The sequence below is a fragment of the Ammoniphilus sp. CFH 90114 genome (assembly GCF_004123195.1).
Classification (GTDB): Bacteria; Bacillota; Bacilli; order Aneurinibacillales; family RAOX-1; genus YIM-78166.
In genome coordinates this window covers 246,617-269,387 of sequence record NZ_SDLI01000006.1, presented here as the reverse complement: position 1 = coordinate 269,387, position 22,771 = coordinate 246,617, and the positions used below count along the sequence as shown (strand labels likewise).

21 protein-coding genes are annotated in these 22,771 nt (G+C 39.5%); 15 read left to right on the top strand and 6 right to left on the bottom strand.

Annotated features, from left to right (window positions below; genetic code table 11):
• Window positions 1–235: 235 nt before the first annotated feature.
• Window positions 236–1,252 carry a GGDEF domain-containing protein gene (locus EIZ39_RS15620; RefSeq protein ID WP_164985124.1) on the top strand — a complete coding sequence of 339 codons (1,017 nt, stop codon included), beginning with the start codon at window positions 236–238 and terminating at the stop codon, window positions 1,250–1,252.
• 81 nt (window positions 1,253–1,333) lie between these two features.
• On the opposite strand, the gene EIZ39_RS15615 is transcribed toward EIZ39_RS15620, so the two are convergent.
• Complete coding sequence (locus tag EIZ39_RS15615; RefSeq protein WP_240675828.1) at window positions 1,334–1,945, bottom strand: AmiS/UreI family transporter; 612 nt, start codon at window positions 1,943–1,945, stop codon at window positions 1,334–1,336.
• A gap of 116 nt (window positions 1,946–2,061) precedes the next feature.
• On the opposite strand from EIZ39_RS15615, the gene EIZ39_RS15610 reads away from it, so the two are divergent.
• The gene (locus tag EIZ39_RS15610) at window positions 2,062–4,170 is read left to right on the top strand and encodes a transporter substrate-binding protein (RefSeq protein WP_129200912.1); all 2,109 of its coding nucleotides are present in this window, start codon (window positions 2,062–2,064) and stop codon (window positions 4,168–4,170) included.
• Window positions 4,171–4,208: 38 nt separating this feature from the next.
• Here the strand turns inward: EIZ39_RS15610 and EIZ39_RS15605 are convergent, their stop codons facing one another.
• Together EIZ39_RS15605 and fmdA are read right to left on the bottom strand one after the other, a co-directional pair.
• Window positions 4,209–4,508, bottom strand: a complete 300-nt coding sequence (locus EIZ39_RS15605) for an FmdB family zinc ribbon protein (RefSeq protein ID WP_129200911.1) — start codon at window positions 4,506–4,508, stop codon at window positions 4,209–4,211.
• Window positions 4,509–4,564: 56 nt separating this feature from the next.
• Window positions 4,565–5,755 carry a formamidase gene (gene fmdA / locus EIZ39_RS15600; RefSeq protein WP_129200910.1) on the bottom strand — a complete coding sequence of 397 codons (1,191 nt, stop codon included), beginning with the start codon at window positions 5,753–5,755 and terminating at the stop codon, window positions 4,565–4,567.
• 300 nt (window positions 5,756–6,055) lie between these two features.
• Between fmdA and EIZ39_RS15595 the strand changes: the two genes are divergently transcribed.
• The 6 genes from EIZ39_RS15595 (at window position 6,056) to EIZ39_RS15570 (ending at window position 12,274) form a co-directional block, all read left to right on the top strand.
• A complete protein-coding gene (locus EIZ39_RS15595) occupies window positions 6,056–8,491 on the top strand; it encodes a WG repeat-containing protein (RefSeq protein WP_129200909.1) in 2,436 nt (811 codons plus the stop codon).
• Window positions 8,492–8,662: 171 nt separating this feature from the next.
• The gene (locus EIZ39_RS15590) at window positions 8,663–9,349 is read left to right on the top strand and encodes a response regulator transcription factor (RefSeq protein WP_129200908.1); all 687 of its coding nucleotides are present in this window, start codon (window positions 8,663–8,665) and stop codon (window positions 9,347–9,349) included.
• Window positions 9,350–10,297 carry a sensor histidine kinase gene (locus tag EIZ39_RS15585; RefSeq protein WP_129200907.1) on the top strand — a complete coding sequence of 316 codons (948 nt, stop codon included), beginning with the start codon at window positions 9,350–9,352 and terminating at the stop codon, window positions 10,295–10,297. It abuts the gene before it with no gap.
• A gap of 141 nt (window positions 10,298–10,438) precedes the next feature.
• Window positions 10,439–10,969 (top strand): helix-turn-helix domain-containing protein, encoded by a 531-nt coding sequence (locus EIZ39_RS15580; RefSeq protein ID WP_129200906.1) that lies wholly within the window; start codon window positions 10,439–10,441, stop codon window positions 10,967–10,969.
• 5 nt (window positions 10,970–10,974) lie between these two features.
• On the top strand, window positions 10,975–11,931 hold the full coding sequence (locus EIZ39_RS15575; protein WP_164985123.1) for an alpha/beta hydrolase family protein: 957 nt from the start codon (window positions 10,975–10,977) through the stop codon (window positions 11,929–11,931).
• A 55-nt stretch (window positions 11,932–11,986) separates the two neighbouring features.
• Window positions 11,987–12,274, top strand: a complete 288-nt coding sequence (locus EIZ39_RS15570) for a hypothetical protein (RefSeq protein WP_129200904.1) — start codon at window positions 11,987–11,989, stop codon at window positions 12,272–12,274.
• Window positions 12,275–12,348: 74 nt separating this feature from the next.
• Here the strand turns inward: EIZ39_RS15570 and EIZ39_RS15565 are convergent, their stop codons facing one another.
• On the bottom strand, window positions 12,349–13,599 hold the full coding sequence (locus EIZ39_RS15565; protein ID WP_129200903.1) for a cysteine desulfurase-like protein: 1,251 nt from the start codon (window positions 13,597–13,599) through the stop codon (window positions 12,349–12,351).
• Between the two features lie 34 nt (window positions 13,600–13,633).
• A complete protein-coding gene (locus EIZ39_RS15560) occupies window positions 13,634–14,509 on the bottom strand; it encodes an alpha/beta hydrolase (RefSeq protein WP_129200902.1) in 876 nt (291 codons plus the stop codon).
• 121 nt (window positions 14,510–14,630) lie between these two features.
• Here EIZ39_RS15560 and EIZ39_RS15555 point away from each other — a divergent pair, with 121 nt between their 5' ends.
• Window positions 14,631–15,521 (top strand): metallophosphoesterase, encoded by an 891-nt coding sequence (locus tag EIZ39_RS15555; protein WP_129200901.1) that lies wholly within the window; start codon window positions 14,631–14,633, stop codon window positions 15,519–15,521.
• 97 nt (window positions 15,522–15,618) lie between these two features.
• On the opposite strand, the gene EIZ39_RS15550 is transcribed toward EIZ39_RS15555, so the two are convergent.
• Entirely contained in the window at window positions 15,619–16,440 is an 822-nt protein-coding gene (locus tag EIZ39_RS15550) for a methyl-accepting chemotaxis protein (protein WP_129200900.1), read from the bottom strand.
• Window positions 16,441–16,652: 212 nt separating this feature from the next.
• Here EIZ39_RS15550 and EIZ39_RS15545 point away from each other — a divergent pair, with 212 nt between their 5' ends.
• The 6 genes from EIZ39_RS15545 (at window position 16,653) to EIZ39_RS15520 (ending at window position 22,700) form a co-directional block, all read left to right on the top strand.
• A complete protein-coding gene (locus EIZ39_RS15545; protein ID WP_129200899.1) occupies window positions 16,653–17,510 on the top strand; it encodes a MurR/RpiR family transcriptional regulator in 858 nt (285 codons plus the stop codon).
• A gap of 25 nt (window positions 17,511–17,535) precedes the next feature.
• Window positions 17,536–18,357: a GNAT family N-acetyltransferase gene (locus tag EIZ39_RS15540; protein WP_240675827.1), complete on the top strand. Its 822-nt coding sequence runs from the start codon at window positions 17,536–17,538 to the stop codon at window positions 18,355–18,357.
• A gap of 12 nt (window positions 18,358–18,369) precedes the next feature.
• Window positions 18,370–19,479, top strand: coding sequence for an o-succinylbenzoate synthase (menC, locus tag EIZ39_RS15535; protein WP_129200897.1), 1,110 nt, complete (start codon window positions 18,370–18,372; stop codon window positions 19,477–19,479).
• Between the two features lie 43 nt (window positions 19,480–19,522).
• A complete protein-coding gene (gene menC, locus EIZ39_RS15530; protein ID WP_129200896.1) occupies window positions 19,523–20,638 on the top strand; it encodes an o-succinylbenzoate synthase in 1,116 nt (371 codons plus the stop codon).
• Window positions 20,639–20,668: 30 nt separating this feature from the next.
• Entirely contained in the window at window positions 20,669–21,793 is a 1,125-nt protein-coding gene (locus EIZ39_RS15525) for a M20 peptidase aminoacylase family protein (protein ID WP_129200895.1), read from the top strand.
• A gap of 166 nt (window positions 21,794–21,959) precedes the next feature.
• The gene (locus EIZ39_RS15520; protein ID WP_129200894.1) at window positions 21,960–22,700 is read left to right on the top strand and encodes an SDR family oxidoreductase; all 741 of its coding nucleotides are present in this window, start codon (window positions 21,960–21,962) and stop codon (window positions 22,698–22,700) included.
• The last annotated feature ends 71 nt before the right edge of the window (window positions 22,701–22,771 follow it).

Below are 22,771 nucleotides of genomic sequence, written 5' to 3'. Positions count from 1 at the left end.
TGTTAGCTTTACTAGTGACAATTTAGGGAATTATTAGGATTATAACTAGAATGTCAGAATGAATAAGAATATAATAATGGATAGTTTACAAGTGTTTGTTTTACAAAGAAGAGATTCCCTTAATAGAGAGGTTAACATGAGTAATATCATTCAATCCTGTTTGTCAAATATAGCAATAATCTTCCTCATGCATTTGTGTATAACCACGTGGCTTAATAGAAATAGTAATACATCCATGAAACACACACAAATGGGTGTGATCGCCATTGTGTCGTTAGCTGTCATTGCCATGTTTTATTTGCCAATCCAGTATGGTGAATATCGCTTTGATCTTAGATTAATTCCATTAGTGTTCTTAGCACTAAGATGGGGCTTGCGTGTAGGTCTGACAGTATTATTCATTACAAGTGCTTGGCGATTGGCTTTAGGTGGAGAAGGGTCCATGCCAGGGGTTGTTTTCGGGATGATTCTCCCGGTTTGTTTCGCCATCTTATACTCTTCTCTAACCCAATATAAAGGAAAAGCAAAATCACTCATGTTCATATTTACCGTGTGTTGGCTAATCTCAGATTTGCCGATTATTGTATTTGTACCAGATGGATGGACTGTCTTTAAAGAAATTTTTATAATACGCTATGTAACTTTTATAATCATTGTATACGTCTTATATTTATTTATTGTTGATTCTGAAAGACAAATCCAATTCAAGGAAAAGCTTCAATATCTCGCAGAACATGACGATCTCACGGGCTTATATAATATGCGCTGTTTTGTTGAGAAGATTCAACAGTATAGGCGTAACGCAAAACAAACCCCTTATCTCGTGATGGTTGACGTAGATTATTTTAAGGCCATCAATGATACATACGGTCATTTAAACGGTGATCTGATTTTAAAAGGGGTAGCAGAATTAATTCGCAATAAGTTGTTAAACAACATCAATATAACAGTAGAACTAGGAAGATATGGTGGGGAGGAGTTTATTCTATTTATATCTGGAATGGAGTCCGAGGTGAACATTCTGAGAGTCCTAGAAGAACTCCGCCAAGAAATTGAAAAAAACCACTTTTATTCCCTTAATCAAAAAGAAGCAATTAGAGTGACCGTTTCTATGGGAGTATCTAAGATTAAGAATTGGGATAATATATACCAAACGGTAGAAGCTGCTGATCAATCGCTTTATATTTCTAAGGAACATGGGCGAAACCGGATTTGTTTAGAGGAAAGCTTGCGATTTCAACCTAGTATGTGAAAATATAATATTTAAATAAAAAGAAGGTCCTACGCTCTTTAATTCGGAAGCGGACCTTCTTTTTTGTTTATGATTAACAAGTCAATAACTAGCTTGCTTACTATTATTTCTCGATGTAGTACGCTGATAAAGAAATATAAACGATAGCAGAACGACTACTGTGACAATCCCCGTCATCATACCATTTACGTGTTCCCATAATCCTATTAACGATAAGAAGGCTGGAATGGTGGCGGTAGTCCATGATTGTATGATAGCTACCCAGCCAGTGTAAGTTCCAATGTCTTTTCCCAACGCTAGCTGTAGAAAGAATAAAAACCACAGATAGGACCATAATAGCCAGATGATCCCAAACTTAAAATCTCCAAACTGACTAAAGTTAATGAGGGAATAGGCTATGGCCATGATGGCTACCCACAACGAATACCATCCTAAAGCAGTTCCACTGTATCCCTTCAAGTTGCAGATGCCAACTAATAAGTAAGTAAAACCAAAAAGAAATATACCAGAGGCTTGAAAGATTGTGGATTGGTCTTGAGCTGTTATGAGGGCATAAAAAGGAAACAGTACCTGCATCACTCCTACAAACAAATTAAAGATACCTGCACTTTTGGTTTCCACGCGACCCAAGAGCATTAGTCCGTTGATAAAAAGGACAGCACCAACATAAAGCAATCCCACATTTCCCATCATGCAACCTCCCATTCAAATGTAAGAATTTGTATTTTAATCCAGCTTAATTTTGTGTATAATTTTGAATTGACAGGTAAATCTGTGTTCCTTAATTCAGCTCAATAAGGAGTAATGATATGGCACCTATTAGGATAGGTTTATTATTTTCGTTGACAGGACCTACAGCGGCGACAGAACGAAGGCAACTCCAAGCTGCCCTATTTGCGAAGGCCGAATATGAATTGGAACATACAAATTCAACATGTCAATTTGAATTAATCATTAGAGATATTTGTTCCGAACCTAACGAGGCGATTAAACAAGTGCTAGATTTAGGCGAGAATGGTGTGAAACTCGTTGTTGGGTGTTATACCTCAGCATGTAGGAAGGCCATTCTGCCCATCTTAGAACAATACCAGATGCTTTTGGTTTATCCAACGCCCTACGAAGGAAATGAAAATCATCCACACGTTTTTTATACGGGAGAAGTACCAAATCAGCAAATCATTCCGATTCTGCGCTATATTAAGGATACAATTGGGACGAAAATCTACCTTATAGGAAGCGATTATATTTATCCGCATCTTATCAATCAACAAATTTATTCCTATATTGATCAACTAGAGGGAGAAGTAGTAGGGGAATATTACATTCCCTTTGCGCAACCACCACTGTTTAATATCTTTAAAAGTATTATATCTTCTAAGCCGGATGCTATCTTATCTACAGTTGTCGGAAACAATATAACAACGTTCTACCAAGCTTATCGCGAAATAGGACTAAATCCTTGTGAAATACCTATATTTAGTCCTATTACAACTGAAGTTGAGATCATGGCAATGGGAAATCAAGCGGCTACCGGTCACTATAGTTGCATGAGCTACTTTCAATCTAGTGAATGTAAGTCTAATAAAGATTTCGTTAAGAAGTTTAAGGCTCAATATGGAGGTCCAGTATCATCTGTTATGACGAACACCTGGCTTGGTCTAACACTACTTCTTGAGTCGGTCGAATTAATACAGTCCACGCATTATAGTGAAATAAAGCTTTCTTTAAAACATCGTACAAGGATTACACCTTGGGACGAGATAGAAGTTGATACCAATTATCATTTGTGCCGTTCCATTCGCATTGGAAAAGTGTTGCCTGACGGCCAATTTAAACAGGTCTGGAAATCGTCAGGACATGTTTCACCTGATCCTTTCTGGAGCAGTAAAGGGATAGGTGATACGATTCCAGTCAATCATTGTAGAAAGGATAGATCCGAGCTACCAAGTGTTTGCCCTGAAAAGAGCAGCTTAGAAGTGTACCAATTTCATGAAATCTATACGAATAGCTTACGTTATAGACAACAATTAGAAGTTGCAAAAATAGCAGCACAATCTCACTCTAATGTACTAATCTTAGGAGAGACAGGCGCAGGAAAAGAAATGCTGGCCCGGGCCATACATATGGAAAGCAGTCGACGTCATGGCCCATTTGTTGCGGTAAATGTTGGTGCAATTCCACGAGAGTTAATTGCCAGTGAATTATTTGGTTATGCTGAAGGTGCCTTTACCGGTGCAAAAAAAGGTGGTTCACTAGGAAAATTTGAAGTTGCTCACCAAGGTACCCTCTTCCTAGATGAAATCGGTGATATGCCACTTGAGCTACAGGTAAATTTACTACGTGTTCTTGAAACTCGTAAGGTGGTTCGTGTTGGCGACCACATTGAAAGACCAGTTGATGTGAGAATCATAGCTGCGACGCACCGCAATCTTAAAGAAGAAGCAGCTTATCAAGGTGCCTTTCGCTCAGATCTTTATTTCCGATTAAATGTCTTCACGATTACCATTCCATCATTGAATGAGCGAACGGAAGATATTCCTCCACTTGCCAAGTATTTTCTTCGAGAACTTTACAACACTTATGGACAAGGACCTACAAGAATATCAAGCAGAGCGATGCAAGTGTTGGAAAATTACCTTTGGCCGGGCAATGTTCGTGAGCTTAGAAATGTTATGGAAAGAACTTTTTTTATAGCCTACACGGAACAAGAAATAAAAGCTAATCATTTACCTGAGGATCTACATCCTTTAAGTAGAACCATATCCAATCAATCTCTTAGGTTAATGGAACGACAAACTATTGAAGACATGCTACATTCCTGCACTACAGTTGGAGAAGCTGCAAAACGCTTAGGAATAGCCCGGAGTACACTCTATAGAAAAATGGATGCTTTAAATATTCATCGGCCACCAAAGTAAAAAACAGCTCTTAGTAGAAAGCTGTTTTATCTTATTAGTTAATGACCAATCTGCCATGGACGTTGTGGCTGTTTCTTGTGATCGTGGTGATGATGGTGGTTATGGTGATGATAAGGAGTTTTTTTGTCCAGTTCACTTTTAGAAACCAACTTAGGTTCTGCACCATACTCCATACGCTTGCGTATAGCGTTAGGAACCATACTTAAACCCGGAGCTGTAAAGATTCTAGAAGCGTGTTCGGAGCAGTTTGGACAATAAACAGGATTACTAACATCAGCTAACTTTATCCATTGCTGAAAATCTCCACATTCATTACAACGAAATCCATATAAGGGCATCTTCAATACTCCTTTCAAGAGTTCATATACGGGGGCCTGTTGGCCCCCATTAAAAATTAGCCTCGATTAATCTTAGGAACAATGTTTTTATCAAAGATGGCAGTTGGAATTGCGACGGTACAACAAGCATTAGGGATATCAACAATCCCACCAATATGTCCTTCTACTGGCGCAGTACCTAGAATCATATAGGCTTGTTCTCCGGTAAAACCCATTGTTTTTAAGTAATCAATAGCATTCAAACAAGCACGACGATAAGCAATGTGGGCATCTAAGTAATGGTTGTTTCCGGTAAACTCATCTACAGATATTCCTTCAAATACAAGATAATCCGAGTAACGTGGTTCTACCGGTCCTGGTTGGAACATTGGGTTATTAATGATGTTATACTTAGACATTCCTCCTTTAATTACATCAACATGGATATCCACCCATCCTGCCATTTCAATCCCACCGCAGAATGTGATCTCACCATCTCCTTGGGAGAAGTGAAGATCTCCTAAAGAGAGCTTGGCGCCCTCGACAAAAACAGGGAAGTATATGCGAGATCCTTTTGATAGATTTTTAATATCACAGTTCCCGCCATTCTCACGAGGGGGAACCGTACGAGCTGCTTCCCTTGCAACACGGTCAAATTCAGCCCCTTTTAAGGATCCTAATACAGCACTGTCTGGATTAGGGAGAGTAGCTAGAGCAGGAACACGACTAGGATTCGTATCAAATAGTTTTTTCTCACGTTTGTTCCAACGGTCAAGCAATTCGTGAGATGGGGCTGTACCAATTAAACCTGGGTGGATAATCCCTGCAAATTTTACGCCTGGAATATGGCGAGAAGTTGTATATATTCCCTGGAAATCCCAAATAGATTTAATCGCTTCAGGATAATGTTCAGTTAGGAAGCTACCACCATTATTTTTATCAAAGACTCCGTTAAATCCCCACTCAGACCCCTGAATAGCTCCGATGTCAAGGAGGTCAACAACAAGTAGATCACCTGGTTCAACGCCGTTCACCCATATCGGCCCACTCAGGACATGAACACGGTTTAGATTGACATCTCGAATGTCTGACGGGTCATCATTATTAGAAATCTGACCATCCGTCCAATCCTTACATTCAATACGGAAAATGTCTCCCGGATTGACTGATACTGTAGCTGGAATATCTGGATGCCAACGATTATGTCCCGGAGTGGCTTGCTCATCCATTGGTTTGTTTAGGTCAATACGAAACAGTACTTCAGGCATAAAGTCTCCTCCTTATGTTTTAATGATAACGATTACATTCATAAGTGACCTAGTAACTCGTTACATAATTTAATATAAGCAAGTAACATGCCAATAGGAGAATGGGTATTTCTAGAAGGATAAGGAAGCAATAAGTGTCTAATTTTCGGACAATGTCTCATTATGGGACGAAACCACAAAAATACATAAATTGTCATTCAACCTGTCGAAGCCTGCGCTTGCCTAGGAAATACTAAATATAGGCACCACTTCAGGGGAATTCCATAAGATAAAAAAAGCAACGAAGAGGAGTTTTTACTGATGTGGAGTGAACAGACAATAAAGAGCTTGCTTAGTCGTTACCTTCCAGGCCAAGCTAGAGTGATTGCCATTCGTACAGCGGATTTAGATGGAGACGGTGTGTTAGAAATCCTTGGGATATACCAATGGGAGGGACAGAATTATTTTGTTGTACTAAAGCATGATTCGAGAGGATGGGGTATAGCATGTAATTTTAAGGGGACAGGTTATAACATAACGTATTTTCGAGTAGCCAATTTAAAAAGTGAAAACCGAAGCAGTGTGATCATCGGGTGGCAGATCGGTGCGCAATGGTCTAAACTCGCCATCTATGAATGGTCAGATAATGGTCTTGAAAATAAAATAAAAAAAGATCTGTCCTTTAGTTTACTAGATACTGAAGATCTAGACAAAGACGGGAAATCAGAACTTGCCTTATGGTTTCATGACACAGGAGAAGCTTATCAGGTACAGGTGTACCAATGGAAGGAGGGGAAGTTAGTCGAGATACCGGAACTTTATCCTGTGTATTTTCAGAAAGTCTCAACTTATTACAAGCATCTCACAAATAAGTTCCCTACTTATCCTTTTTATTGGTATTATCTTGCCGACGCGGAGTTAATGGTAGGGAATAGCGGGGAGGCTCTTAAAGCAATAGATAAAGGACTTGCATTAAAACCTGATTACCCTGCTCCGGAACAGTGGAATGAATTAAAAGATCGCATTGAATCTCTTGCTAGGAAGCCAAATACTTTACACCCCGCCAGAATAAAGTCCATATTTGGAGTAAAATGGGGATATATAGACGATCGTGGTGAATTCGCCATCCGTCCAACGTTTGACTTTGCCCAACCTTTTCAGATGCAAGGAATGGCAATTGTAGGGTTGAATAATAAAAATACCTTGATAAATACCTCGGGTCAGCAGATAACGAATAAAGCATATGATTATATTGGGGATTTTTCAGAGGGACGTTCAGTCGTAAGTGATCAAGATGGTTTTAAGGTTATTAATGAGAAGGGGAAGATTATCACCAGCAAATCTTATGATTTTATTGATAGCTACAAGGAAGGTAGAGCTCTCTTCTCCATCAATGAATCAGGCGGCCACATAAAATATGGTTATTTAGATCTTAATGGAAATGAAGTCATACCTGCCCAATATAAAAGTGCTTTACCCTATAAAGAAGAGACTGCCGTGGTGCAACTTGATGAGAAGGAATTTGCCTTGATAGATACTATGGGTAAACCTCTTCATATGTATTCTTTGGCTTATGTCGGGCAAAAGGGAGAAGGCTTGCTTTCCTTCAAATATGACTCAGATGGCAGGTTTGGTTATATCAATCAAAATGGTAAAGTGATGATTGCACCAACTTTTTCAAGTGTTGAACCTTTTCAAGATGGAAGGGCAATAGTCAAGGCCTCTGACAGTTACTCTAGTAATCAATGCGGTCTTATTAATAAAAAAGGGAACTATATTATTCCTCCAACCTACAATGCAATGGTAAGACTTGGTGAAAAACGATATGCTGTAGGCAAGCCCATACTTGAAGGTAAGCCACACTTTGGATCAAAATATGCTATCGTGAATCAAGACGGAAAGTTTTTAACGGATTTTATTTACTATGATGTATTGCCATACTGCAAAGGGATTGCATCCGTTCACGATGGAAAACAGACGTTTTTTATAAATCGGAGTGGCAAACAAGAAAAAAGTCTTCCTATTGTTGAAGGAACGGGATCTCTTGCCGTAGAAGGGAACTTGATTAGAGCCACAATTAATCAGCGTGATTCTTATTATGATCTGAACAGCGAATTAGTGTGGAAACAAAACTCTGTAATAAAGCTAGATGAAAATTATAAGATTTATGAAAAACACTATCATCCAAATAAGGATTACTACGTATATTACCCTCAGCTTGATGGAATGAAGAATCAGGTACTGCAAAAAAGACTAAATGAACAACTCAAAGAACTCTCGGGTGTAAAGAACATCCCAAGTGATACACAGTTGGATGCCAGTTTTGCTGGTGATTTCTCTATAAAATTTTTCAAAAAAGTGCTCCTCATATTAGAACTCACAGCCTATGAATATCCATTTGGTGCAGCACATGGGATGCCGGTCCAAACGGAGGTCCCAGTGAATCTTGTGACAGGAGCAGTTTATCAGTTGAAGGATCTATTTCAACCCGATAGTAACTACATTACAGTTCTAAGTGAGCTGATCAAACAACAAATTCAATCCAACCCTGAATATTCGTACGTATTTCCTGACAGTTATAAAGGTATTAAAGAAGATCAATCTTTTTACGTGACAGATGATGCTTTATTTCTCTACTTTAATCCCTATGATATCGCACCATACGCAGCCGGCTTCCCTACCTTTAAAATTCCATTCTCAGAAATTATGCCTCTTATCGATGATCAAGGAGAGTTTTGGAGATCATTCCATGATTAAGCTAGAGTCTTCAATCAAAGACTGCTTCTTTATAGGGAGCAGTTTTCTTTCTTATTGTTTTTCTTGCATATAGAAGTGTGGAAACGTATCATAAATTTAATAAGTAGCCTTTTAATAAAGGTTCTCTGACCGAATAACTTATCTAAGCCATAATAGAGGTGGTGAGAATCGATGGAAAATAAGATTTTACTCATTGAAGATGATGCAGATATTGCTGGATTAATTGAGATTTATTTAAGAAAAAGTGGTTATGAAGTTGTACAAACAGATCATGTGGAGGAAGCTATACTTCTTTATGATTCAGAGCATCCTGATTTGATTATATCGGATATCCAACTACCAGGAAAACTATCCGGTTACGACCTATGTAAAATCATTCGTGATAAATCTCAAACGCCCTTTATTTTTATAAGCTGCAAAGGTGAAATCGAGGAAATTATCGACGGAATTGAGTTGGGGGCGGATGATTATCTACCAAAGCCTTTCGACCCTTTAGAATTAATGGTAAGGGTGAAAGCCAGATTGCGTTATAAGACAAAGAAAGAGCTTCTTAAGTTTGATCAATTAGAGATTAACTTAAACAACTTACAGGTTAAGAAAGATGGAAACGAGATTGTATTAGCAAGGAAAGAAAGAGAAATACTCTTGTTACTATGTCAGAATCCTAATAAGGTATTCGAATCAGAAGAAATCTATAAACATGTTTGGAAGCAGGATAGCATGGGGGATTATCGATCACTGTTGGTTCACATAAGTAACTTGCGCAAGAAGATTGAGAACGATCCTAATCATCCAGTCTATATTAAGACCATAAGAGGAGTAGGATATCAATTTGAGACCCCAAGTGGAGGTAATTAAGTGAAGGATGAGAAACACCTACTTTTTAAAGAAGAAGCTCTATACCTTAAAGAAGCGAAACAAACATTAAAACAAGCTGAAGGGGATAGCACGGGACTAATCTATAGTTATAAAGAATTAATAGATCACTATGAACGATTACTAAAAATTACGAGTAAAGTCTTTAAGATTAGTGATATACAGAGTAAAGCCTTAATTGAGCGTGAGTTACAGCTGCAAGATGCCCACAGGAACCTAGAAAAGATGGAGGATTCACGCAGACAACTGATTTCAGACATTTCACACGAAATTGGAACACCGATGACATCGATACAAGGTTATCTTAAAGCAATGTTAGATCAAGTGATTGAACCAGACGAGAACTACATTCGTTTGATTTATCAAAAAGCGTTACTAGTTAACCAACTTATTGAGGATCTCTACGATTTGTCACACATTGAATACAGTCAAAATAAGCTTAAATTTCAATATGTATGCATAAAAGATTTAGATAAATTATTATTGAGCAAATATAAAATTGACGTTGAGAGTAAAGAACTCAACTACGAATTTACATCCTCTATACCGCAGGATATTAAGTTAAGAAACGTTTACATTGATCCTATTCGGATTGAACAGATACTAACGAATCTCATCCATAACGCAGTAAAATTCACTCCTAAAGGAGGCAATATCAAACTTGACGTTTCTATCCAGATTAAAAAGGATAGGGAGAAGCAGGAACTAATTATTCATGTTTCGGATACAGGAATAGGAATTTCTGAAGATGCTCTTCCACGGATATTTGACCGTTTTTATAAAACGAAAGGGAGTCTTAATAAGGATGGTACAGGGTTGGGATTAGCCATATCAAAGGAAATTGTTGTTAAACATCAGGGTGAGATCGGGGTAGAAAGCTTAGTAGGAAAAGGAAGTACATTTTATTTTACACTCCCAATACATGATTAAAAGGTAATGATAACCGATATCTTTAACCACGGAGATATGGTTTTTTTTATTTTTTTATTATCATTATTGATAATGATAATAAAATGAGGTATATTAATATTGTAAGATTCTTATTTGATTGGAGAAGAAGGTGAATTTCCTATGAAAAATAAAGCTGATATCATCCTTCACCCTAAGCGAATGAAGATTATTCAAACTTTAGGTGGAGGAAAAAAACTTAGTATCCAAGAGATCGGAAGTATACTATCTGATATCCCTCAAGCCACATTGTATCGGCATATTAATACATTGATTGAACACAAAATTATACAAATCGTTCAAGAAAACCAAGTTCGGGGAGCGGTAGAAAAGATACTTGCCATTAACGAAGCGGAATTGAGAAATAATGAGAATCTATCAAGTGAGGATCATATTGAACTATTTACTACCTTTATGACCAACCTTCTTGGTGAATTTACTCAATATGCAACAGGACCGGAGTTTGAACCTCTTCGTGATGGAGCAACCTACCGTCAAGCGATGATTCACCTCAACGACGAGGAATGGAAGGCGTTTATTGCTGAATACAGCAAACTTTTGCAGAGTGCGCTAGGAAAGGAACCAAGAGAAGACAGAAAAACACGCACCCTATCCACGATCATCATTCCTCAAAAGAATACGAGAAAGAAGTGATGGAAATGTTAAAGTTTACAGAAGAAGAAGTGAAATTCACGACAAGGGTAGATGTTTACGGTACCCTTACGATCCCTGATAACTCAATAGAGAAGCTTCCAGCTGTCATTCTTGTATCAGGAAGTGGCCCTATAGATAGAGATGGAACCGTTAGTCATGGAAAATTCAAAACAGATTTATATAAGGACATAGCACACTTGATTACCCAAGAAGGATTTATCACTCTTCGTTATGACAAGCGTGGAACAGGCAAGAGTGGAGGCGAATGGCTCAAAACAGGGATGTGGGATTTAGTTGAGGACCTTGAGGGGGCCTATCGATTTATACAAGAACATCCACGAGTTGACAATGGCAAAATTGTTCTTGCTGGTCATAGCGAAGGGACGATCATCGTAACGGCCGTAGTGGAGAGACATTCTGAGATTGCCGGCATGATGCTCTTAAGTGGGGGAGTAGATAACCTGGATGAAGCTTTAGTACATCAACGGAAGTTGTCCTATAATGAATTGAGAAATAAGAAAGGAATTTCGGGTTGGATTTTTAGGAAAGTCATTAATGGAACGAAACAAGAGGAAAAAGTAAAAAAACAAATGAAACCGATCTTAGAATCGACACAGGACATTGTGAAGGTTCAATTATTTATCAAGCAGCCTGCTAAATGGTATCGTGAACATTTTTCTTATAATACTAGAGAAGCTCTTAAGAACATCTCTTGCCCTGTATTCGCTATACAGGGGGATAAAGACCCATTAGTAGAAAATGAAGTGTTGAAAGAACTACCAGATCTTGTTCAAGGGGCTTGCGAGTTTCATATTATACCAAACATGGAGCATGCTTTGAAGGAACAAACAGAACCTAGAACCATATTAAACTACAAAAAAGTGATCAAATCGACGATAGGCAAACCCATTCATCCTATTGCACAGGAGAAAATTTTAAACTGGTTGAAAGCATATATCTAATTGGCATGGTAAGATAAAGAGATAAGATTTTGTTGGAAAAAGGAGAGGGAAGATCATGCCTTATGTTTTAAAAAAGAAAGAGAATGCACAGATATTTACTATGTTTATGAAAAATTCTTATGGACTTGAGTATTATGGAACACCTTCTTGGGAAAATCGCAAAGAACTTGAAGGAAACTGGACGGAAATACTTACTCAGTTAGGGATACGAGAAGGACAATGGGAAATAGTAGAGGTTGATCAATCTCAGGTTCGCCTATTTAACGTAAAGTTGAACAATGATCCAAGAAAACGATTGTACATGGATATTGCTACGGGTAAATCATTTACGGAGTTGTCCTAAGGTCTTTTATGACGGGTGCCCCCTAGGAGTCGGTTTTACCGACCTGTTGGGAGACACCCTCTCTCATGTCATAGTTATTCATACATACTGGCTATCATGCGAACCCCGTGAACCAGTCGCTCGGCTTCTTCTTCTGTATTATAGGGAGCTAAACCGGCACGGACCCACCCTCCGTTTTCACGTATTCCCAATCTTTCTGCCAATGTCATCGCATAAAAATCACCATCGGCTACGAAAATACTCTGTTCTTCACACAGCTTCTCGCATATTTCTCTAGGAGATACTCCTTCCAGTCGAAATGCAATAGTCGGGGTCTTTAAAACACTTTCATTCGCCTGGAAAATCTTAATTCCCCTGATATTGCTTAAACCATCCCTAATCTTACGTGCGAGAGCTTGTTCGTGTTCTTCAATTTGTTCAAATCCTGAGCGAAGTCGTTCTCTTCTCGTTGTTCCCTCGATGGCAAGACTTGCAATAAAATCAATCGCTGGTTCGATACCTGCAATTCCTTCATGATTTTGGGTGCCCGTTTCTAACTTATCTGGTATGTAAGCCGGTGCAGGTGCAAGTTTATAAGGCAAGAGGGATTCAAATAGCTCTTCCTTTATTACAGCAATTCCCACATGGGGTCCAAAGAACTTATATGCTGAACAAAGGAGGATATCCGCACCAAGTTCATCTCTGTCTATAAAGAGGTGTGGAGCAGCATGGACAGCATCGACCACAACAACTGCACCCATGCGATGAGCATGTTTAGCAATGTTAGAAATACTATTTATTGTACCAACAGCATTGGAGGCAAGACCTACGGCAACTAACTTGGTTTTTTCAGTGATAACGCTTTCTAAGCAACTTTCATCTAGTGTTAAAGTGTCCGGGTTAACTTTTATCCAACGGACCGTAACTCCTTTGTCTTCAGCCATTGTAATCCATGGGTCTACATTCGCACGATGGTCTAGCTCTGTAACGACAATTTCATCCCCCTTATTCCATGTTTTCCCCATTGCACGTGCGATGGAAAGGGCAAGAGTCGTCATATTTGCTCCAAAAGCAACTTCGTTTGGAGTTGCTCCTACAAAATCTGCTACGGCTTGTTTCGCTTGAAGTATGATTTCTTCAGTCTCAACACTAGATGGAAAACATCCGTGAAGATTGGCGCCACCGCTCATCATATAGGCAGAGATTGCGTCAATCGAGGCCTTTACAACCTGTGATCCACCCGGACCATCAAAATAGCCAACTGACTTCCCATGATACATTCTTCGTAATGCCGGGAATTGATCACGTACTCGTTGAATTGGAAAAGTATAAGCAGCTTTACTCATTAATAATCCTCCCTTATATAGGTTAATCTAAACTCTAGACTAATTCTTTTAATCTACTAATTTGGGCGGAAGAGAAATTTCCAAGTTCTGTTTCTATTAGCTCTTTCTTTAGATACTCCAGAACAGCAGGGGCTGCTTTAGTGTTTGGGTAATCGTGTAAACTTCCGCCATCAATACCAGGTAATAAATTAAACCAAAAATGACCATGTTTTGGAAAAATGAGTGTACTTACGGGAACGCCGGCTTCTTTAAGACGACTGGCAAAATGAATAGATTGGGAAGGGTGAACCACTTGATCTTGCTCTCCCCATACGAGAAAAAAACTCGTATCAAAAATAGGGCTTTCCACGATTTTCTCCACGTAATTAATAGGTGAGACCTCTCGATATACTTCAGGTGCATCTTTCAAGTTTTGCCCCACTAATCGTTTTATGATGGTTTCCTCTCTGCTAGAACGAAGATCTAGCATATCGTATAAACCATAAACTCCTACGACGGCACGAATCTTATAACTGGAAACGTGGGAATGAAAAGCCAGTAAACTAGCAAGGGTAGCTCCAGCTGAGTCTCCTACAACTCCAATTCTTAGCGGTTCAATATTCCATTCATGAGACTTACTGACTATCCAGTTTATAGCTTGTCGGACATCAGATAAAACGTCTGGCCATATTGGATTCGATGGTGTTGCAAGTCGGTAGTTAATAGCTACCGCGACCATACCTTCCCTCGCTAAATAATGTCCCCATTCCCTATACATTTCCTTGGAACCGGATTGAAAAGCTCCACCATGAATAAGAAGAATAGCAGGGAAATTCTCACCCTCTAGAGGACGATAGACATCTGCCGTTAAATATTCTTTATCCGTTTGCCCAAAAACTAAGTTTCGTAGAACTTGAATATCTCGTTTCATTAGGTCCTCCATTCTCTCTAGCCAACATGAATACTATTATAAATATTTGGACAAATAAAACGAAATTCCTTTATTGGTTTACTCTGTGTAACTTTTCGCTTGATTCATCGTATAAATTGATATGAAAACAACTACCTTTACAAGACGAAAGCTAATAACTAAAGGTTTTAAGTTCTTTGCCGGTTTATTAGGATTAATTAGTATTCCATCTGTTTACACGGTCTGGGGTGAACGATTCTGGTTTAAAGTTAATGAAGTAACTCTCACATTTCCTGATCTTCCGAAGCCTATAGATGGTTTAAGGATTGTTCATTTTAGTGATCTCCATGTAGACCATTTCTTTTCTTCCTCGCATATTGAAGCTCTGGTTGAACTGATTCAACAACAGAAAGCAGACCTCATCTGTTTTACAGGTGACCTTATGGATGAGGATGGAAGTAATTTGCTTCCAAGCGTTGCGGCGCTAGCTGACCTCGAAGCACCACTAGGGAAGTTTGCCGTTGTCGGTAACCATGATTATAGAACCGATATAAGCGAAGTAATGAAAGCTTTGGAACATACCCATTTCCAAGTCCTAATGAATCAGCATCATCTTTTTGAAGTTCATGGACAGAAGTTTGCTCTCGCAGGGGTGGATGACGCCCTAAGAGGACGACCAGACCTCGCACAAGCTCTAGATGGTCTTGATTCTAATGTGTTTACGATCTTACTTTCCCATGTTCCTGACTATGCTTTAATAACAAAGGAGTACCCAGTTCACTTGCAGCTTTCGGGGCATAGTCATGGGGGACAGATACGACTTCCTTTTATCGGGCCGGTCCTTACACCAAGAGGAGCCAAATACTTTGTAGATGGTCATGTCCACGTACCGGAATCCCATTTACAACTGTACGTAAATCGTGGAGTAGGAACGACGATTTTGCCCGTTCGCTTTCTCTGCCGGCCAGAGGTTACCGTATTAAACCTAAGAAGAGGGGAAACCGCTTCCGGAAGCTTCCTTGGTCGAATTTGAGCAGTTCTAGGTTGTTTCTACTGTTTTGAAATCTCAATATGTAAACCCAAATAAAGAAAGGTTTCTTCGTTGGAAGAAGCCCTTCTTTGTGTTTTCATTATTGCGACATTCTCTTAATATACATGTTCATATTATTTGAAATCTCATGGAGTAACTCAATCATCTTCGTCATTTCTTCCACCGATTGGCTCTGTTCATGGTAAGATTGGGTAATTCCTTCTAATCCATAGACCATCTCTCTCATACTAGCCTTTACATTTTCTAAATATCCACCAACTTCTACGGTAGCATTTGCTGAATCACCGGATAGTTTCCGAATTTCTTTAGCGACTACAGAAAAGGTTGCCCCATGTTGGCCCGCTCGTGCCGCCTCAATCGCTGCATTTAATCCAAGTAGATTCGTTTGTTCAGCAATGCCTTTAATAAAGGATAAAACCTTATCTGTCTGATTAGATCGCTCCATGGTTAAAGAGGAATTCTTCTGCATCGTCTCACTTGTTGCTGCATGTTCCTCAGCATGGGCAGCAATAGTATGTACTCGGTCTGTTAGTCTATCAATGATGGAATTTAACTTTTCCATGGATTCTTCAAGCAGTACTTGATCTTGGATGTTGTATCCTATACCGAAAGCCCCTACAACTTCATTGCCTACTTTGACGGGGATAGTTTTACCATAAAAAGGAACACCGTAAGCTTCAACAGGAGTTCTTCCTGCTCCTGGAATGCCCTTCAGGGCATTCTGGAAGTTCACATCATGGGGAGGAATGGGATCACCTGCCTTCACACCAAGATCAATCGCAGTGCTTGGGATGTAACAAAGAAAGCGCTCTCGATCTACAATACCAATCATGACGTCATCCTTCATGGTACCTAGTAAAAATGGAGTAGAGTCAACTAGCGACTTAAGAATCTGGTGCATAAATTGTTTCTCCTTCACTTCAGTAATTTAGATAATTATACTACTTTAGTACTATTCTAAAAAGTATAAAAGTTTTAATTAAAGTAAAAATCACTCAACTCCAAAAAATTCCTTTAAATATACACAAAAGTATGATAAAAATATTATATACGAAGTATATGCTTCGTAAATTAAACCAAATGGAAGTGTAAACTTCACTTTGAGGTGCTGACATGAATAGCTTAGAGAACTTAATAAAGGAAAAGTATAGCAAGTTATCTCCAGGACAAAAGAGAGTCGCTGAATACTTAATCCAGAATAGGGATGAGTTTGCGTTTAACACCGCCTCACAGATTGGCCGCAAGGTTGATGTTAGTGAAACCACGGTTATTCGTTTTTCCTATGCTATAGGATTTAACGGATTTAGTGAGATGCAATCTCATATCCAACAATGGGTACTTAGTCATAGCCAAGGAGCGCAGCCTCCAACGGAGATTTCTAATGCGGAGCAGGGAACGAGTGAGATTTCAACTCTATTTGCCCGCACAATGGAGAAGGAAGTTGTTTCTATGCGACAGACCTTGAAGCAACTAAACCAAGAAGAGGTGTGGAAGGTAATAGGTAAACTAATAGAAGCTGACCGTGTGTTAGTTGTGGGTATGCGGGCTTCCTTTGCTGCAGCTTATTGGTTTTCTCTTCAACTTCATACTTTGAGGGATCAAGTCTACCTGAGTCCAACTGCAGGAAACGTGTATGAACAACTGAGTGACTTAACGGAGCATTCAGCTGTCGTTATCCTTTCGTTTCCACGCTATTTGAAGGAAACCCTTCATTTAGCTGAAAGCGTGAAGTCTCAAGGGATCCCGATCATCTGTTTAACGGATCGTTTGTTGTCTCCAGTAGGTCGAATAGCCGATTTTACTCTTACAACAGAAGAAAATGTAGAATCCGATTCACCTTCTATCCATCCAGTCATCAGTGTAATCGATATGATTATCTCAGGTATAGCAATGAAGGACCAAGAACGGGTTCAAATGCGTCAGCAGAAATTAGAAGAAGTCTATTCCACCCATGGTGTATTTATCGAGTAAGCAAGGCAAGGAAGGAGAGTTTTTAGTGAGTAAAGATAACTTACAAGAGTTAATCATCCGAACGGTTAGCTCAACCGAAGAATTAACCTTAGTTAGAGATTTAGAAAAGATGGTGTGGGCAAGTGATGATCCTGTGCCGGTTCATCAAACCCTAACCGTCGTAAAGAACGGCGGGATGGTCATAGGAGCTTTTCTTAATAATCAACTGATAGGATTCCAATATAGCTTTCCAGGGTTTGATGGAAGAAAAGTGTATCTTTGTTCTCATAGCATGGGGATCCATCCAGATTATAGGAAGTTAGGCATAGGTGAAAAATTGAAGCTAAAACAGCGGGAAGAGGCTCGCAGATTAGGGTATAAATTAATCACTTGGACTTACGATCCTCTAGAAACAGTAAATGGTTATCTAAACTTGACCAAGCTAGGAGCCTTCTGCAGAACTTATGTGGAGAATTGTTACGGAGACATGCCCGACATCTTAAATGCAGGACTACCTTCAGACCGATTCTTGGTAGAATGGAACCCTGAACAGGAACGATCTGAGAGAGCGCTTATGGAGATGGGACAGAATGATCCTGTTACGATTCAGGTTGATACGGAATCCTATGTTTTTCCTGTCCCTAAGAATCTCATATTAAACGAGAATTTCTCCTCTTTCATTTGGGTACCTGTTCCTAGTGCATTCCAAAAGATTAAATTGCAGGACATGAAGTTGGCACTGGATTGGAGATTAAAAACAAGAGAAGTTTTTACTTTTTACCTCAACCGAGGATGGGTAGTCACACAATTAACCAAGGGTAATGGACCAGACATCTACTATTATGGGTTAAAAAGAGTTTATAACTAAGGGGGACTGGAATTGGAAATTCAACGAATTGTTTTGCGACATATGAAGATGCAGCTTTTACATCCTTTTACAACGAGTGTGGGAACGGAATATGACAAGGATTTTATCTTAGTCGAGGTGAGAGATAAGGATGGGATCTCTGGCTGGGCTGAGTCCGTGGCGGCAGGAGACCCCTTCTATAAAGAAGAAACGGTAAAAACAAACTGGCACATCATGAGTGATTTTTTAATTCCTATGTTACAAAAGAGTCCTATTTCACATCCCGATGATGTCTCTAAGTGTTTTTCTCCTATACGTGGGAACTTCATGGCTAAGTCAGCCATTGAAGGAGCTATATGGGATCTGTATGCGAAGAAACAAGGGATATCGCTGGCAACCGCACTAGGTGGAATGAGAAAGAAGATTGATGTTGGAATAAGCATTGGAATTCAAGACCACGTCGAGCAAGTATTAGACATTATTGATGAATATGTTGGTAAAGGCTATAAACGAATGAAAGTGAAGATTCAACCGGGTTGGGATATAAATGTCCTAAAACAAATTCGTAAGAAGTACCCAGACGTCCCTCTCATGGCTGATGCAAACTGTGCGTATTCACTAAAGGACATTGATACTTTAAAAGCCATGGATGACTTTAATTTGACCATGATTGAACAACCACTTGGTTTTGACGACATTGTCGACCACGCACAACTTCAAGCTCAAATGAAAACTCCCATATGTTTAGATGAGAGTATTCATTCGGCAGAAGACGTACGTAAAGCTCTCTACTTAGGAAGTTGTAAGGTGATTAACATAAAGATTGGACGCGTCGGTGGCTTGACCGAATCAAAGAAAATCCACGATTTGTGTGAAGAAAACAATATTCCTGTTTGGTGTGGAGGTATGCTTGAAGCAGGCATTGGCAGAGCACACAATGTAGCTCTTACCAGTTTATCCAACTTTACACTCCCGGGAGATACAGCAGCATCCTCGAGATATTGGAAGGAAGACATCATTGATCCAGAAGTTACAGTGGAAGATGGTATGATTTCCGTTCCTGATAAACCCGGAATTGGGTACGAACCGAATAGAGATCGAATTGAAAAATACATATTGTATAGTCATACTTTTCATTTTTAGTCAAACAAATCTAAGTTCCATTAAATAAGGGGAGATCCATAACATGAAAATCAACAATTTCGTACTTAGAAAGATGAAGCTAGAATTAAAGGCCCCTTTCCAAACCAGCTTTGGAACACAAACAGATCGTGAATTCATCCTGGTAGAAGCACATAGTGGTGATGAGGTAGGATATGGGGAATGCGTCGCCATGAGTCAACCAATCTATAATGAAGAAACAGTTAAAACAGCGTGGCATGTAATGGAGGATTTTTTGATTCCGATGCTTTATGCTAAAGGATCTATCGAGCACCCGGATCAAGTAAGTGAAATCTTCGCTCCTATCAGAAGAAATAATATGGCTAAAGCTGCTATTGAAGGAGCCGTATGGGATCTCTATGCTAAGCAAAATAACGTCCCTCTAGCAAAAGCATTAGGTGGATCAAAAACCGAGATTGGTGTGGGCGTAAGTATTGGCATACAAGAAAGTGTAGAGGATCTTCTAGCCGTCGTTGAAGGTTTTCTCAATGAAGGGTATCAACGGATGAAAATAAAAATTCAACCAGGTAAAGATGTGGAAATGATTCGAGCAGTGAGAGAAAAATTTCCGAATGTGCCCGTAATGGCTGATGCCAATTCCGCGTATACCCTTGACGATGTTGAAGTATTTAGAGCTCTTGATGATTATAATCTCATGATGATCGAGCAACCATTAGCGCATGATGATATTATTGATCACGCAAAGCTTCAGGCACAGATCAAGACCCCGATTTGTCTAGACGAGAGCATCCATTCGTTGGAAGATACCAAGAAAGCTATAGAACTTGGAAGCTGCAAAATTATCAACATCAAAATTGGACGCGTGGGTGGATTGACCGAATCTAAAAGAATTCATGATTATTGCCTAAGTAAAGACATACCGTTGTGGTGTGGAGGAATGCTAGAGTCCGGAATTGGTAGAGCCCACAATATTGCGATTACAAGTCTAGCTAATTTCGTCATGCCAGGGGATACTTCAGGATCCTCAAGATATTGGCATGAAGATATCATTTCTCCAGAAGTAGTGGTTACTTCAAAGGGAACAATTGACGTACCATCCAGCCCAGGAATTGGATACCAGCCCGTACCCGCGCTAATGGATAAATACACCTTAGAATGGAAAGGAATTATTAGACCCTAATAGGAATACCAAGAAAGGAGGATCCCGTGAATGAAAGAAACATTGCAAGAACTAAGACCATTTGTACTTGAAATCTTTGAATATCTCCATGGAAACCCGGAAGTAAGCTGGAGGGAATACAATACAACGAAATATATCTCTAGTAAGTTAAAAGAAATAGGTTGTAGTGTAACCACTTTTGATGATTGCACTGGCGTAATCGGTGAGATAGGATCAGGCCCTCTGACAGTTGCGTTACGTGCTGATCTTGATGCCTTATGGCAAGAGGTAAATGGGGAGTTTCGAGCAAACCATTCCTGTGGACATGACGCTCATATGACACTGGTTTTAGGTGCTTTAATGCTGATAAAAGAAATTGGCTATGAGCCGAAAGGTAAGCTGAAGTTGATTTTCCAGCCGGCAGAAGAGAAAGGGACAGGCGCATTAAAGTTAGTTGAAAAGGGAGTTATAGATGATGTCGATTATTTATATGGCGTTCATCTTAGACCCTTCCAGGAAGTTGAGAATGGTAAAGCTGCTCCAGCTATCATCAATGGGGCAGGTCAGTTCATAAAGGGGGAAATTCGCGGGGCAGATGCGCATGGAGCAAGACCTCACTTAAATGTTAATGCTATTGAAGTTGGCGCTGCCATCGTTCATGAGCTCAACCGAATTCACCTCAACCCGATGGTACCTTATTCAGCTAAGATGACTAGGTTTGTAGCGGGTGGCGATAACAGTAATACCATTCCAGGAAATGCGAAATTCTCTATTGATCTAAGGGCTCAATCAAATAAGGTGATGGAGGAGCTTGTAGCTAGAGTAGAGCACATGATCTTCGCTTTAGGGAAGCTATATGATACTGAAATTCACATTTCTTATGAATCTAAAGTGGGGGCAGCTGAAGTAGATGAACAAGCTAAAAGAATAATGGCGGACGCAATTACTTCGGTTCTTGGCTCTGAAAATCTTGTAAATCCTGTAATTACACCTGGGGGTGAAGATTTCCATTACTATACAATTAAACGCCCACATGTCAAGGCTACGATGTTAGGCTTAGGCTGTGATTTAAGACCAGGGCTTCACCACCCGCATATGACGTTTAATAGGGAAGCCCTTTTAAATGGTATTGAAATCTTGGCTAAAACGGTTATGTTGACATTCGAAGAAATATAAATTATTAGCGTCCAAGGTGTCTGCAAGAAGTAGAAGCTCGAAAAAAAGAATACTTACAACCATTGACAGGGTGTCCAAGAGATGATTACTTTTTGGACACACTGTTATTTAATAATGGTATAGTAATAGTTACATACATAAGGTAACTTAGGGAAGGATGGGGAAGATGTCACTAACAAATAAAGTAGTTATTATTACAGGAGCAAGCAGCGGAATTGGTGAAGCAACAGCTTACGAGCTGGCCAAATATGGAGCAAAAGTCGTATTGGCAGCACGTAGAGAAGATCGATTAATCCAAATAAAACAAAACATAGAGAAGCTTGGTGGAACAGCTATCTACCAAGTTACAGATGTCACCAAGAGAACAGACATGGAGAAGGTAGCACAAACTGCCATACAGCAATATGGGAATATTGATGCGCTTATAAACAATGCAGGAGTCATGCCTCTCTCATTTATGAATAAGCTGAAAGTGGATGAGTGGGATCGGATGATTGACGTAAATATTAAAGGAGTTCTCTATGGAATTGCCGCTGTACTTCCTCATATGGAGGAAAGAAAACAAGGTCATATTGTAAGTATTTCATCTGTTGCAGGACATGAAGTGCATGTTGGTGGTGCAGTTTATTCAGGTACGAAGTATGCTGTTAGAGCCATTACCGAGGGGCTTCGTAAGGAACAAGCCCATAACAACATACGAACGACGATCATCTCCCCAGGGGCCGTTGTGACAGAATTAACTGAGACCATTACGGATATCAAAATAAAAGAGTTACTAAGGAAACGATTTGAAGATACTCAATCCATGGAAGGCGAGGATATTGCTCGAGCAATTCGCTATTGCTTAGAACAACCTGATCATGTTTCGGTGAATGAAATTATCGTGCGTCCTACACAACAGAAGTAATGAATAAACAAAAAATTAAAGAATAAGAGTATATTAATCACGATACCGGAAAAGCTAAGTAAGCAAGATAA